Genomic DNA, 12769 nt, shown 5'->3' on the forward strand with positions numbered 1-12769 from the left:
GCCCTTTTTCGCCAGGAGGCCGCATGTCCAACGCCCCTACCAGTGAAGTGCTGCTGCGCCAGATCGAGCGCTTCCAGGGCCGCGTCCTGCTCGCCGGCCTGCCTGCCGACGCCCTGCTCGGCGACCTGCCGCAGGCCCAGGGCTGGAGCTGGCACGCCGGCGAAGCCCGGCAGTTGGAAAGCCGCTACGCCGGTCGTTGTCACTTCGGCGCTACGCCGCCGGCGGGTCAGTTCGCTGCCGCCGTGTTGTTCCTGCCCAAATCCCGCGAACTGACCGACTACCTGCTAGCCGCGCTGGCCAGCTGTGTGCCGGACGGCGAGCTGTACCTGGTCGGTGAGAAACGCGCCGGCGTCGAGCGCGCCAGCAAGCAGCTCGGCGAATTCGGCCGCGCCAGCAAGCTGGACAGCGCCCGCCACTGCCAGCTGTGGCACACGCACATCGACGGCGCACCGACTGCGCCCGACCTGCATGCCCTCGCACAACGCTACGAACTGCCGCTGGCCGACGGCCCGCTGCAGGTCATCACCCTGCCCGGCGTGTTCAGCCATGGTCGCCTGGACCGTGGCAGCGCGCTGCTGCTGGAACACCTGGACAAGCTGCCAGCCGGCCATGTGCTGGACTTCGGCTGCGGCGCCGGGGTGCTCGGCGCCACGCTCAAGCGACGTTATCCACAGAGCCGCCTGACCCTGCTGGACGTCGACGCCTTCGCCGTCGAGAGCAGCCGCCTGACCCTGGCCGCCAATGGCCTGGAAGGCGAAGTGATCGCCGGCGACGGCATCGACGCCGCGCCGGAAGGCCTCGCCGCCATCGTCAGCAACCCGCCCTTCCACCAGGGCGTGCACACCAGCTACGCCGCCACCGAACACCTGCTGCGCCAGTCGGCACGCCACCTGGCGTCCGGCGGCGAGCTGCGCCTGGTGGCCAACAGCTTCCTGAAATACCCGCCGCTGATCGAGCAGCACCTGGGCCCCTGCCGCACCCTGGCCGAGGCCGACGGCTTCCGTATCTACAGCGCCCGGCGCTGATCCAAGGCTCGCACTACACTCCACCGAGCCCGCTGGATCGGCGCATCGCCGCTCGCCCTGAAATATCGAGGACACCCGTGAACCGAAGAATTAGAGATGACGTCGAACTGACTTTCGCCATGGGGCCGAAGGAGAAGCCGCATCATCTGAAGCGCTCCCTCAAGCCGCGTCACCTGAACATGATCGCCATCGGCGGCTCCATCGGCACCGGCCTGTTCGTCGCCTCCGGCAGCACCATCGCCACCGCCGGTCCCGGTGGTGCGCTGCTGGCCTATGCGCTGATCGGCCTGATGGTGTTCTTCCTCATGACCAGCCTCGGCGAGCTGGCGGCGTACATTCCTGATTCCGGCTCGTTCTGCACTTATGGCAGCCGTTTCATCGACGATGGCTTCGGTTTCGCCATGGGCTGGAACTACTGGTACAACTGGGCGGTGACCATCGCCGCCGAACTGGTGGCGGCGCAGCTGGTGATGAAGTTCTGGTTCCCGGAAGTCTCGGGCATGTACTGGAGCGCCGGCTTCCTGGCCATCATGTTCATGCTCAACTTCTTCTCGGTGAAGGGCTTCGGCGAGAGCGAGTTCTGGTTCGCGCTGATCAAGGTGGTGGCCGTGGTGATCTTCATCGGCATTGGCCTGGCCAGCATCATCGGCATCATGCATGGCATCGACAGCCCCGGTTTCAGCAACTTCACCACCGGCGATGCGCCCTTCGTCGGCGGCCTGCAAGCGATGATCGGGGTGGCGATGATCGCCGGCTTCTCCTTCCAGGGCACCGAGCTGATCGGCGTCGCCGCGGGCGAGTCGGAGAACCCGCAGAAGTCCATTCCCATCGCCATCCGCCAGGTATTCTGGCGAATCCTGATGTTCTACATCCTGTCGATCTTCGTCATCGGCATGCTGATCCCCTACACCGATCCGAACCTGCTCAAAACCGACAGCAGCGACATCAGCACCTCCCCCTTCACCCTGCTGTTCGAGCGCGCGGGCCTCGCCGCCGCGGCAGGCGTGATGAACGCAGTGATCCTCTCGGCGATCCTCTCGGCAGGCAACTCGGGCATGTACGCCTCGACCCGGATGCTCTACACCATGGCCACCCAGGGCAAGGCGCCGCGCCTGTTCACCCAGGTGTCGGAAAGCGGCGTGCCGCGCTACGCGCTCTACGCCACCACGTTGATCGGCGCGCTGTGCTTCCTCACCAGCTTCATCGGCGACAAGACCGTCTACACCTGGCTGCTCAACGCCTCGGGCATGTGCGGCTTCATCGTCTGGCTGGGCATCGCCGTGTCGCACTACCGCTTCCGCAAGGGCTTCATCCTGCAGGGCGGCAACCTCAACGACCTGCCCTACCGCGCCAAGTGGTTCCCCCTCGGCCCGCTGTTCGCCTTCACCCTGTGCCTGATCATCACCCTGGGGCAGAACTACCAGGCGTTCGTCGGCGAGCACGTGGACTGGGCCGGTCTGGTCGCCACCTACATCACCATCCCGCTGTTCCTGTCGATCTGGCTGGGCTACCGCTTCAAGAACGGCACCCGCTTCATCCGCTACGAAGACATGGACATCAGCCCCACCCGCGACTGATCCGACGCGCAGGCTTGCCCAAGTCCCAGGACTTGGGCAGAATGCGCCCCGTCCTAGGGGAGTAGTCTCCCGCGAGCGCCCTGCTCGCCCGGTACGCGTCAACACACTTGGTCCACAGACCATGGCGCGTACGATCCAGGCCTGCAGCGTTCAGGCCGGGGTTTGACAAGACCTATGACACGAGCAACCTGACCCGGGGCGGGCAGGTGGCGCGTGTCATGGTGATTAGTCGACCCGCCCCTTAGGAAGTCTGATGGAATCCCTCTTCGTCCCAACCCTGATCGTTGCCCTCGCGGAAATCGGCGACAAGACGCAACTGCTCGCGCTCGTCCTCGCCGCGCGCTTCCGCAAGCCCTGGCCGATCATCGCCGGGATCATCGCCGCCACCCTGGCCAACCACTTCGCCGCCGGTGCCGTCGGTAGCTGGGTCGCCTCGTTCTTCTCGGAAAGCACGCTGAGCTGGGTGCTGGCCGTGTGCTTCCTGGCGGTCGCTGGCTGGACCCTGATTCCCGACAAGCTGGATGACGACGAAGAAGGCTCGCTGAAGAAATTCGGCCCGTTCCTCACCACCCTGATCGCCTTCTTCCTCGCCGAGATGGGCGACAAGACCCAGGTCGCCACCGTGATGCTGGCCGCGCAGTACCCGCACTTCTGGCTGGTGGTCATCGGCACCACGCTGGGCATGCTGATCGCCAACGTGCCGGTGGTCCTGGCGGGTAACTTCGCCGCCGAGCGCCTGCCGCTGAACCTGATCCGCCGCCTGGCCGCCGCCGCCTTCGCCATCCTCGGCCTGGCTGCCGTGTACCACGCGCTGAAGCTCTCCGGGGTGTTCTGACCGGCAGCTTTTCGTCGGGAGGCTGGCGCGCCGGCCAATGCCTGTGTATCGCCCGCAATACACAGTGGCGCATCCGCCTCCCACGACAAAGGATGTCGCCATGCCGGAAAAAGACCTGAAGCGAGTCGCCCGCCACCACATCGACCTCGCCTGGAACAAGGGACACCTGGCGCTGGTCGAGCAGCTGCACAGCCCGGACTTCATCTACAAGAGCGCCTTCACCGCCCAGCCGCTGGACAACGCCGGCTACCGGGCGCTGGTGGAGGAGATCCGCAGTGGCATGGAGGACCTGGAAGTGGCCGTGGAGGAATGCATCCGCGAGGGCAACAAGGTCTTCACCTGGAGCACCCTGATGGGCAGCATCGCCCGCCCGGTGCTGGGCTACCCGGCCAGCGACCGCATCGTCAGTATCTCGGCCATGGGCTTCTGGACCTTCAACAGCCAGAACCAGGTGCAGGAGCTGTGCACGCTGTTCGACATGGAAAGCTTCCGCGCACAGATGGGCCTGCCCAACCGCCCCTTCGCCGAGAAGGCACTGCCCTGATCCAAAGAAAAAGCCCGTCCATGAGCCGGGCTTTTTCTATCTGTTTTATCCCCACTGCGGACCTGCAGCTCTTGTAGGAGCGCGCCATGCGCGCGATCGCGGGCATGGCCCGCTCCTACAGGGGGCCCCGAAGTCAGAGGTAGTCGTTGGCGTGGAACCAGGAAATGGCCCGCTCCAGCGTGTCTTCCAGCGGCACATGGGACTCGAAACCCAGCTCCTCGCGGGCCTTGCGGCCGTCGAGGAACTGCCCGCCGGCCATCACCTCGATAGCGGTGTCGTCCAGCAGCGGCATCTTGCCGGTCAGGCGGTAGCGCCAGCGCCCCAGGGTCGCCAGCGCGCGGGCGCGGTGCAGCGGCATCGGTGTCGGCGCAGGCTTGCCCAGCAGCTTGGCGATGGTGGCGGTCAGTTCGCCCATCTCGATGTTGTGCCCGGTGAGCAGGTAACGCTCGCCGACCCGGCCGCGCTCGAGCGCGGTTAGCAGGCCACGCCCGGCCTCGGAGGCATCGATGACGTTCCGCCGGCCCGGCACGTAGTGCAGCATCTCGTCGCGGCCAATGGCGGTGATCAGGCGTCCGGTGGTCGGGCCGATATCCAACTCGCCCAGCACCATGCCGGGAATCCCGATGACCACCGGCAGGCCGCCACGGGCCTGCTCGCGGGCCTGTTCGTCCAGCGCCCACTTGCACATCACGTAGGCGCTCTTGCCGGTGGGCAACCCTTCGTAGAACAGCCCTTCATGGCCCGGCAGTCCCTGCGGGTGCGAGGGCATGGCGAAGGCAGAGCCAACGTAGAGGATGCGCGGCACTTTCGCCTGCAGGCAGGCGGCGTAGAAATGATTGGTCAGGTCCAGTGCGCTGGCCACTTCCTCCTGCCAGCGACGCGGGCGCACCGGGTAGTAACCGGCACTGAAGATCACCGCATCCAGCCCGCTGAGCGCGCGGGCCATGCCCTGGTGATCGAAGAGTTCGGCCACCCGGCACTCAGGCTCGAGGTAGGCCAGGCGCTGGATCTGCGACGAGGGTCGGTGGATCAGCACCAGCTGGTGGCCGGCCGCCTTGATCGCGCGGGCGGCGTGGTGGCCCAGGAGCCCGGTGGCTCCGAGTACAGCGATTTTCACGGGTGCTCCCTGTTCACTGGATAAAGCGGCGCAACCTTACGCCGCTCCTGGCCGTTCGAGAGAATCACGAACCCCTGCTGCAAAAACACTGTTCAGCGGGTCTTGGCCTGCTCGTAGAGCGGCATGACCTTCGGGATGGCGGCCTGCAGGTTGGCCATCCGCGTACTGTCCGCCGGGTGCGTGCTGAGGATTTCCGGCGGAGCTTCACCGTTCGACGCCTGCCCCATCTTCTGCCACAGGGTCATCGCGGCGTTGGGGTTATAACCGGCTCGCGCCGCCAATTCCAGGCCGATCAGGTCAGCTTCGTTCTCATTCTGCCGGCTATTGGGCAACGTCAGGCTGTATTCGACCACCTGGTGGGCCATGTCCACGCTGCTCTGACCCAGCCCCAGCAGCGCGCCGCCAATGCCCAGCCCCATCTGCTCCGCGTAGGCGCGGGACATGGCCTCACGGCCGTGCTCGCGCAGCGCGTGGGCGATCTCGTGGCCCATCACCGCGGCCAGTTCATCGTCGCTGAGTTTGAGCTGATCGATCAGCCCGGTGTAGACGATGATCTTGCCACCGGGACCGCAGTTGGCGTTGAGCTCGTCGCTCTTGATGACGTTGACTTCCCACTGCCAGGACGGCGCGTCGGAACGGAAGGCGCCGGTCTGCGGGATCAACCGCGCGGCGATGGCCTTCACGCGCTTGGCGTCATTGCTGCTGGCATCCAGCTTGCCTGCCTTGGAGGCCTCACCGAGGGTCTGCTGGTAGGACTGCGCATACATCTGGTCGACCTGGGCGCTGGACAGCATGCTGAACATGTTCTGCTTGCGATCGACGCCGACGACGCCGCTGCTGGTGGTGTTCACCTGCTGGCAAGCGGTGAGCAGCAGGGCTGCGGCCAGGCCTGCGACACGAAAAACTCTGGGCATGTTGCTCTCCCGAAACAATGCAATCTCCCACGGACAGCGCGCATGGTAGGCCCACCCCCGATGCCCGGCAACTGGCAGGAAACAGCCGGCGCAGCAGTGACTTAGGAAACCGCACCGACGCATCGGAAGGTGCCTTGGGGCGACTGTCGTGGCATACGCGGTGCGTGGCATCGCACCTGCGATCCGCACCCGCGAGATAGCCGCAGCCAGCGTCTGATTTCATCCTGGAAACCAGGATGTCGAGGCGCTCGCCACGGCCAGGTAATTTCATTTTGACATCACATGCTAGACCTCCCGGTCAGCGCCGACAATCCTGCGACAGGCGGCGAACAGCCGCGTTACAACCCATTACAACGGCCGCCTAAGGAAAATCCCCGGACCTGCCGATACAGATAGACACGCAGACCTCTGGCGCATTCCGGGTACCCGTATGAAATTCAAGTCGATCCAGTTTTCCGTGGTGGCGTTGGCAGGTGCCAGCGTTCTGGCAGTGGTCGCGGCGCTGGTGCTTTACGCGCTGTTCGCCGGCTCACGGACCCAGGCGCTGGTGCAGGAGCGCACCCAGGCGCTGCTCGAGCAGGTGATCAACGATCGCCTGGTAGCGATCGCGCGCGGCCAGGTCGCACAGATCCAGCGCGAACTGGAATACCCGCTCACCGTCGCCCGCGACCTCGCCAACACCAACGCCCTGCTCGACGAAACCGACGCCAACGGCCAGCCGCTGCTGGGCATCGGCCGCGCCGGGATGTCCAACCTGCTGCGCCAGACCGTGGCGCAGAACCCCAAGCTGCTCGACGCCTTCGCCGGCTGGGAACCCAACGCCTTCGCCGGCAACGACAGCCAGTACTCCGGCCTGCCCGGCTACGACGCCAGTGGCCGCTTCATGCCCTGGTGGTACCGCAAGGACGGCGGCCTGACAGTCGAAGCCATGGGCGACACCCTGGAAAGCCAGAAGATGCAGCCCACCGGCGTGCGCGAAGGCGAGTACTACCTGTGCCCGAAAGAGAAGCACCAGCCCTGCATCATCGACCCCGCGCCCTACGAGATGGCCGGCAAGATGGTGCTGATGTCCTCGTTCAACGCGCCGATCATGGTCAAGGGCCAGTTCAAGGGCACCGTCGGCGTGGACCTGTCGCTGGACTTCATCCAGGACCTGCTCAAGACCGCCGACAGCCAGCTCTACGACGGCGCCGGCGAGATGGCGCTGATCTCCACCAACGGCCGCCTGGTCGCCTACACCAAGGACCCGGCCAAGCTCGGCGAACCCGCCAGCAGCGTGCTGGACGCCAGCGAAGTAGCCAACCTGGCCAAGCTCACCCTCGACCAGCCGCTGACCTCGGTGGACAAGGAACACGGCCACATCGAGCTGTTCCTGCCCTTCACCATCGCCGACTCCGGCGCGCGCTGGACCCTGATGCTGCAACTGCCGCAGGAAGCCGTGCTGGGTGACCTGAACCAGCTGCAGAGCGACCTGAAATCCCAGCGCGACAGCGACACCCTGGGCATGACCCTGGTCGGCCTGCTGATCGCCGCCATCGGCCTGGCCGTGATCTGGCTGGTCGGCCATGGCATCGCCCGCCCGCTGCGCCAGCTGGTCGGCATGCTCGACGACATCGCCCAGGGCGAGGGCGACCTGACCCGCCGCCTGAGCAGCGACCGCGCCGACGAACTGGGCTCCATCGCCAAGGGCTTCAACACCTTCCTCGGCAAGCTGCAGGGGATGATCGGCCAGGTGGTGACCTCGGTGCAGCACGTCAGCGATTCTTCCGAGCACACCGCCGACATCGCCATCCGCACCAATCAGGGCGTGCAGAAGCAGTTGGCGGAGATCGAGCTGGTGGCCACCGCCGTCCACGAGATGACCGCCACCGCCCAGGACGTGGCGCGCAACGCCACTCATGCAGCCGAAGCGGCCAACCATGCCGACCAGGCCGCCCACCACGGCAAGCGCATCGTCGAGAGCAGCTCCACGGCGATCCAGGCGCTGGCCAGCGAGATCGGCCGCGCCGTGGGCGTGGTGCAGTCGCTGGCCCGCGACAGCGAGAACATCAACGCGATCCTGGTGGCCATCCGCGGTATCGCCGAGCAGACCAACCTGCTGGCGCTCAACGCTGCCATCGAGGCCGCCCGCGCCGGTGAACAGGGCCGCGGCTTCGCGGTGGTCGCCGACGAGGTGCGCAACCTGGCGCAGAAGACCCAGCAGGCCACCGAGGAAATCCAGTCGATGATCCAGCAGTTGCAGAACGGCACCCGCGAAGTGGTGCACGTGATGCAGCAGAGCCAGGACAAGACCGAGGACAGCGTGCGCCACGCCGGCGAAGCGGCCCAGGCGCTGGAATCGATCACCCAGGCGGTGTCGGTGATCAACGACATGAACACCCAGATCGCCAGCGCCGCCGAAGAGCAGAGCGCGGTAGCCGAGGACATCAACCGCAACGTCAGCAACATCGGCATGGTCGCCAACCAGGTGGCCGGCGGCGCCGACGAGGCCTCCCAGGCCAGTGCCGAGCTGACCAAGCTGGCCGAGCAGCAGCGCCGGCTGGTGAATCAGTTCAAGGTGTAAGCCTTCACACCCTGTAGGAGCGCCCCATGGGCGCGATCGCGGGCATGGCCCGCTCCTACAGAGGAAGTCAGGCGGGCGTCAGGCACTCCGGCCCATTACAGGTCGGGTCATTGATGAAGTTCGCCAGCGCCTGCACGCGCAGCCGCGCCTGGGGCAACTGCAGCAATTCCAGCAACCGCGCGGTGGGCGTCTCGTTCGACAGCCACTGCGCCTGCTCCTGCACATCGAGAATCAGCGGCCGGCGCATATCGCCCGCCGCCTGGGTGAGCATCGCCACGCTGTAATAGGTGTGGCCTTCCACCGGATACGCCTCCCACACCCCTGCAAAACAGATCAGCCCGCCACCGGAAACCCAGTGCGGCCGCTTGCGCACGCCGAGCCACTCGTAGAAGCCATTGGCCGGCAGCAGGCAGCGGCGCTGGGCGAAGGCGTCGCGGAACATCGGCTGTTCGGCGATGGTTTCCGTGCGGGCATGGGCGGGGGTTCGCGACAGGTCCTTCAGCCAGGCCGGCGTCAGGCCCCAGCGCGCAAGGTCGGCATGGCGCGCGCCGCTCTCCTCGCGCAGCATGAGCACGCGGGCGCCGGGCGCGACGTTCCACTGCGGCTGCAGGTCGGCAGGGAAGCCGGCGCTTTCGGCAAGCTCGCGGTTCCAGCGGAACAGGGCGTAGCGGCTGGTCATTGGGACTCGTTGGGGGAGAAGGTCAGCAAAGCAGTACGCCGGGGCCGCCCTCGTGATCGTCGGCGCTGCCCGGCAGGGGTTGCGCCGCATTGTACGCGGCGATCAGTTCGCGCGCCTGCTCGGCCACGCCGTCCTCTACCCACAGGTGCAGCAGGCCCAGGCCCGGCAGCTCGCCGATGCCGCCGACCAGGTGGCGCCCGCCCAGGTGCGACGAAATGCCCTCGTTGGCCAGCATGCCGCCCAGCAGCTCGGCTTCGATCAGGTCGGCGGGTTCGTAGATTCGCTGCATCAATCGTCCTCGCGCTGGACTTCCAGGGTCCAGTCCACGCCGTCGGTGTGGAGCTGGAACAGGATCGGCCGGCAACACACCGGGCAATCTTCATAGTAGCTCTGGTCGCCCCCGGAGAGGTCGAGCACGGCCTCGGCCGGCTCGCCGCAATAGGGACAGGAATAGTCCTGACTTTCGAGCATCGCTGGTTCCCCCGTGACTTCCGTTTATAATCGCGCGGTCTTTTTGGGTGCCCGCCTGGCCGGTGAGTCGGCGGCATACCCATCCGGGCCGTCTATTTCGCGGCCCGTCCTCCCCAAAATTCATAGAGAGCATGATGGGCGAGTTCGAAGCCATCCGACCGTACAACGACGCCGAAGTCCCGGCTGTCCTGCAGCGCCTGCTGAGCGATGACGCCTTCCTCGGCGCGCTGGCGCGTTACCGTTTCCCGCGTCTGTCCGGTCCGTTCGGCTGGCTGCTCAGACCTCTTATAGCCCATCGGCTGGCCCGCGAAGTCACCGGCATCCGCAGCGTCAGCGAGCTGCAGCACAAAGTCGAGCCCTACGTCGACCGGACCATCGAGCACGCCACCGACGGCGTCACCTATTCGGGTGTCGAGCGCCTGCAATCCGGCCGCGCCTACCTGTTCATCGCCAACCACCGCGACATCGTGGTGGACCCGGCCTTCTGCAACTACGCGATCTACCACGCCAAGCTGCCGACGCCGCGCATCGCCATCGGCGACAACCTGCTGCAGAAGTCCTTCGTCAGCGACCTGATGCGCCTGAACAAGAGCTTCATCGTGCACCGCTCGATCAGCGGTCGCCGCGAGAAGCTGGCGGCGTACCAGAACCTCTCGGCCTACATCAATCACTCGATCTGCCAGGACATCCAGTCGATCTGGATCGCCCAGGCCGAGGGCCGCGCCAAGGACGGTGACGACCGTACCGATTCGGCGATCCTCAAGATGTTCCACATGAGCCGCAAGGACGAGCCGTTCGCCGAGGTGATCCGCCAGCTGCACCTGATCCCGGTGTCCATCAGCTACGAATACGACCCCTGCGATGCCGCCAAGGCCCGCGAGCTGTTCACCCGCGCGACCACTGGCGAGTACAAGAAGGCGCCGGGCGAGGACGACCGCAGCATCGTGCAGGGCATCACCGGCTACAAGGGCCGGGTGCACATCAACTTCGGCGAGGAGATCACCGGCGACTTCGCCGACGCCAAGCAGCTCGCCGCCGAGCTGGACCGGCAGATCCTCGGCAACTACCGGTTGTTCCCGGTGCACTACCTCGCCTACGAGGCCTCCGACCTGCGCGACGCCGCGCTGAACGTGCCGCGCGCCGAGACCCTGTTCAAGGCCGACGAGCTGCAACGCGCACGCACCGAATGGGAGCGTCGCCTGGGCGAATGCCCCGCGGAGCAGCGCGGCCACCTGATCCTGCAATACGCCAACCCGGTGCTGAACCAGTACCGGCTCAAGCAGCAGGCATGAAAAAAGGCGCCCTCGGGCGCCTTTTTCAATTCTCTGAGCTGACTCAGAGCTGGGTGCTGTACCAGCTCACCGTCACGGCCAGCGCCATGCAGGCGAAACCGAAACGGTAGAAGAAGCGGTTCATCCGCGCAGTCGGCTCGACGCTGTCCAGCGGCACCGGCGCGACTTCGCTCTCGGCGGCCAGGCGCGCCAGGGCGAGGCGCTCGCGGCGGCGGGTCGCCAGTAGCAGCCAGCCTCCAGCCAGGGCGAAGAACAGGGCCAGGTCGTTCACGATACGACCGGGATGGGCCTGGAAGAGACTCCAGAGCGCCTGCAGCGACATCACAACCTCCGCTTCAGAACTGCACGCCAACGACTTCGAAGCAAAGCGGGGGTCAGTCTGGACGAACGGGCATGGCCCGTCATGGATGAGAAACAATCGACGCGCATTTTATCCGCTGGCCCGCCATCGCAGCCAGCGCGCAACGCTTATTTACGACGAGCGTAAGAATTATCGAGAAATGGTCTAAGACCTCTCCCGCGCCCTGGCACGTTGCTGGCTTTAACGAATTCTGCAAACCCGGTCTTTCGCCAAGGAGATTCGCCATGCTCGACATCGTCCCCCACGAAAATGCCTACCTGATCGAACACCTCGAGGAAATCGAAGCCGTGGTCGTCGAACTCTCGTTCAACGTCCAGGACGACCACTGGCTGGTCTACACCCAGGCCTGCGGCCACGAACACCTGGACCTGCCGGAAACCGACGAGCGCATGCGTTCGTTCGAGGTCGACCCGTACCGCCAGGCCGCCTGATCGCCGCCGATCAGCGCCCATGAAAAAGCCCGCCATTCGGCGGGCTTTTTCATGTCCGATCGATCAGCGCTGGTTCAGCGTCTGGCCGATGGTCGGGTCCTTGAACACGCGGGTCAGCGCGTCGCTGAGCACATCGCTCACCAGCTTGGTGTTGGTCGCCTGGTTGGGCGCCATGCCGAAACGCTGGTTGGTCGAGGCGCCGTAGCGGCCGCTGTAGCGACGGGTGCCGCTCTGCACGTCGGCGCGGAAGGTGGCGCCGATGTCGGCCTCGGTGACGTACATGCCTTCCTTGGGCGACTGGTATTTCAGTTCGGCCAGGGTCAGGGTCAGTTGCGGTGCGTTGTAGGCGTTGGCCGACGGAGTGAAGCCCAGCAGGCGCACGGCAGTCTCAGCCTGCAGCTGCAGCTTGGGGATCACGTCTTCGCTGCGCACGGTCAGCTGGCTGGTTTCCGAATACAGGCCGCCACGGGTACCCAGCGCGGTGCTCGGGCGACCGTCGACGACTTTCACCACCACCGGCTGGCCCTGGCCAACGGCGGCGACCGGGCCCTTGAACTCGGGCGTAGGGTTGAGTTGTTGCGGGCTGAGGGCGCAGCCGGTCAAGGTCAGGCTGGCGGCAGCGATAAAGCCGAGCAACAGGCGAGGCAGCATGCTCATCTCTCCATGGGGTAAGCGATGGCCGGCAGTATACCGGCGGGCAGCGCGGTCAGATAGCGCTTGGCCATTGGACGCGGAACCCGTTCTCAGGGTTCCCTCGCCGCGCGTCGATAGGCCGCCTTGACCCACCTGCAGGCAAGACGCACCGGGAGGGGGCACAAATGGTCAATCAAGGGGTAGACACTAGGAAAAAAGTCTAAGGTGCAGAGCTTTTTTTTGTGTTTCGCCGTTATAATCGCCCCCCGATTATAAGGACGCCTCCTGGTCGGGCCCCGCACGATGCCGACACACCGTGTCTCGCTT

At 65.8% G+C, this 12769-nt stretch carries 14 protein-coding genes and 1 riboswitch; of the genes, 7 read left to right on the forward strand and 7 right to left on the reverse strand.

Annotated features, from left to right (window positions below; all coding sequences use genetic code 11):
- The first annotated feature begins 23 nt into the window (after window positions 1–23).
- From ABKS89_RS24820 to ABKS89_RS24835, 4 genes are all read left to right on the forward strand, one after another.
- The gene (locus ABKS89_RS24820) at window positions 24–1025 is read left to right on the forward strand and encodes a methyltransferase (RefSeq protein ID WP_348587414.1); all 1002 of its coding nucleotides are present in this window, start codon (window positions 24–26) and stop codon (window positions 1023–1025) included.
- Between the two features lie 119 nt (window positions 1026–1144).
- Complete coding sequence (locus ABKS89_RS24825; RefSeq protein WP_138216193.1) at window positions 1145–2602, forward strand: amino acid permease; 1458 nt, start codon at window positions 1145–1147, stop codon at window positions 2600–2602.
- A gap of 44 nt (window positions 2603–2646) precedes the next feature.
- Window positions 2647–2766: riboswitch (yybP-ykoY riboswitch) on the forward strand.
- 89 nt (window positions 2767–2855) lie between these two features.
- Window positions 2856–3437 carry a TMEM165/GDT1 family protein gene (locus tag ABKS89_RS24830; protein ID WP_081516290.1) on the forward strand — a complete coding sequence of 194 codons (582 nt, stop codon included), beginning with the start codon at window positions 2856–2858 and terminating at the stop codon, window positions 3435–3437.
- A gap of 100 nt (window positions 3438–3537) precedes the next feature.
- Complete coding sequence (locus ABKS89_RS24835; RefSeq protein WP_138216040.1) at window positions 3538–3981, forward strand: ketosteroid isomerase-related protein; 444 nt, start codon at window positions 3538–3540, stop codon at window positions 3979–3981.
- 133 nt (window positions 3982–4114) lie between these two features.
- Here ABKS89_RS24835 and ABKS89_RS24840 read toward each other — a convergent pair whose 3' ends face one another.
- Both ABKS89_RS24840 and ABKS89_RS24845 read right to left on the reverse strand, forming a co-directional pair.
- Complete coding sequence (locus tag ABKS89_RS24840) at window positions 4115–5098, reverse strand: NAD-dependent epimerase/dehydratase family protein (RefSeq protein WP_138216039.1); 984 nt, start codon at window positions 5096–5098, stop codon at window positions 4115–4117.
- A 92-nt stretch (window positions 5099–5190) separates the two neighbouring features.
- Complete coding sequence (locus ABKS89_RS24845; RefSeq protein ID WP_138216038.1) at window positions 5191–6012, reverse strand: M48 family metallopeptidase; 822 nt, start codon at window positions 6010–6012, stop codon at window positions 5191–5193.
- A 430-nt stretch (window positions 6013–6442) separates the two neighbouring features.
- Between ABKS89_RS24845 and ABKS89_RS24850 the strand changes: the two genes are divergently transcribed.
- Window positions 6443–8575 carry a methyl-accepting chemotaxis protein gene (locus tag ABKS89_RS24850; RefSeq protein WP_348587415.1) on the forward strand — a complete coding sequence of 711 codons (2133 nt, stop codon included), beginning with the start codon at window positions 6443–6445 and terminating at the stop codon, window positions 8573–8575.
- Between the two features lie 67 nt (window positions 8576–8642).
- Here ABKS89_RS24850 and ABKS89_RS24855 read toward each other — a convergent pair whose 3' ends face one another.
- Genes ABKS89_RS24855 through ABKS89_RS24865 form a run of 3 tightly spaced genes read right to left on the reverse strand, consistent with a single transcriptional unit; the run spans window position 8643 to window position 9725 of the window.
- Window positions 8643–9254 carry an SOS response-associated peptidase gene (locus ABKS89_RS24855; RefSeq protein ID WP_138216036.1) on the reverse strand — a complete coding sequence of 204 codons (612 nt, stop codon included), beginning with the start codon at window positions 9252–9254 and terminating at the stop codon, window positions 8643–8645.
- A gap of 22 nt (window positions 9255–9276) precedes the next feature.
- Window positions 9277–9543: a putative signal transducing protein gene (locus tag ABKS89_RS24860; protein ID WP_138216035.1), complete on the reverse strand. Its 267-nt coding sequence runs from the start codon at window positions 9541–9543 to the stop codon at window positions 9277–9279.
- A complete protein-coding gene (locus ABKS89_RS24865; protein ID WP_081516296.1) occupies window positions 9543–9725 on the reverse strand; it encodes a CPXCG motif-containing cysteine-rich protein in 183 nt (60 codons plus the stop codon). Before ABKS89_RS24865 ends, ABKS89_RS24860 begins: the two co-directional genes overlap by 1 nt.
- Before the next feature lie 131 nt (window positions 9726–9856).
- Between ABKS89_RS24865 and ABKS89_RS24870 the strand changes: the two genes are divergently transcribed.
- A complete protein-coding gene (locus ABKS89_RS24870) occupies window positions 9857–11017 on the forward strand; it encodes a 1-acyl-sn-glycerol-3-phosphate acyltransferase (RefSeq protein WP_348587416.1) in 1161 nt (386 codons plus the stop codon).
- Window positions 11018–11060: 43 nt separating this feature from the next.
- Here ABKS89_RS24870 and ABKS89_RS24875 read toward each other — a convergent pair whose 3' ends face one another.
- Entirely contained in the window at window positions 11061–11339 is a 279-nt protein-coding gene (locus ABKS89_RS24875) for a hypothetical protein (RefSeq protein ID WP_138216033.1), read from the reverse strand.
- Window positions 11340–11602: 263 nt separating this feature from the next.
- Here ABKS89_RS24875 and ABKS89_RS24880 point away from each other — a divergent pair, with 263 nt between their 5' ends.
- A complete protein-coding gene (locus tag ABKS89_RS24880) occupies window positions 11603–11809 on the forward strand; it encodes a hypothetical protein (RefSeq protein WP_081516299.1) in 207 nt (68 codons plus the stop codon).
- A 63-nt stretch (window positions 11810–11872) separates the two neighbouring features.
- Here the strand turns inward: ABKS89_RS24880 and ABKS89_RS24885 are convergent, their stop codons facing one another.
- Complete coding sequence (locus ABKS89_RS24885; protein WP_081516300.1) at window positions 11873–12460, reverse strand: YajG family lipoprotein; 588 nt, start codon at window positions 12458–12460, stop codon at window positions 11873–11875.
- Window positions 12461–12769: the final 309 nt, after the last annotated feature.

It is taken from the genome of Pseudomonas sp. LABIM340 (genome assembly GCF_040017195.2).
GTDB lineage: Bacteria > Pseudomonadota > Gammaproteobacteria > Pseudomonadales > Pseudomonadaceae > Pseudomonas.

Excerpts from the sequence above, each read along its gene's own strand:
- ABKS89_RS24820 (WP_348587414.1), top strand. The coding sequence starts at position 24 with ATGTCCAACGCCCCTACCAGTGAAGTGCTGCTGCGCCAGATCGAGCGC.
- ABKS89_RS24825 (WP_138216193.1), top strand. The coding sequence starts at position 1,145 with ATGGGGCCGAAGGAGAAGCCGCATCATCTGAAGCGCTCCCTCAAGCCG.
- ABKS89_RS24830 (WP_081516290.1), top strand. The coding sequence starts at position 2,856 with ATGGAATCCCTCTTCGTCCCAACCCTGATCGTTGCCCTCGCGGAAATC.
- ABKS89_RS24835 (WP_138216040.1), top strand. The coding sequence starts at position 3,538 with ATGCCGGAAAAAGACCTGAAGCGAGTCGCCCGCCACCACATCGACCTC.
- ABKS89_RS24845 (WP_138216038.1), bottom strand. The coding sequence starts at position 6,012 with ATGCCCAGAGTTTTTCGTGTCGCAGGCCTGGCCGCAGCCCTGCTGCTC.
- ABKS89_RS24850 (WP_348587415.1), top strand. The coding sequence starts at position 6,443 with ATGAAATTCAAGTCGATCCAGTTTTCCGTGGTGGCGTTGGCAGGTGCC.
- ABKS89_RS24855 (WP_138216036.1), bottom strand. The coding sequence starts at position 9,254 with ATGACCAGCCGCTACGCCCTGTTCCGCTGGAACCGCGAGCTTGCCGAA.
- ABKS89_RS24860 (WP_138216035.1), bottom strand. The coding sequence starts at position 9,543 with ATGCAGCGAATCTACGAACCCGCCGACCTGATCGAAGCCGAGCTGCTG.
- ABKS89_RS24865 (WP_081516296.1), bottom strand. The coding sequence starts at position 9,725 with ATGCTCGAAAGTCAGGACTATTCCTGTCCCTATTGCGGCGAGCCGGCC.
- ABKS89_RS24870 (WP_348587416.1), top strand. The coding sequence starts at position 9,857 with ATGATGGGCGAGTTCGAAGCCATCCGACCGTACAACGACGCCGAAGTC.
- ABKS89_RS24875 (WP_138216033.1), bottom strand. The coding sequence starts at position 11,339 with ATGTCGCTGCAGGCGCTCTGGAGTCTCTTCCAGGCCCATCCCGGTCGT.
- ABKS89_RS24880 (WP_081516299.1), top strand. The coding sequence starts at position 11,603 with ATGCTCGACATCGTCCCCCACGAAAATGCCTACCTGATCGAACACCTC.
- ABKS89_RS24885 (WP_081516300.1), bottom strand. The coding sequence starts at position 12,460 with ATGCTGCCTCGCCTGTTGCTCGGCTTTATCGCTGCCGCCAGCCTGACC.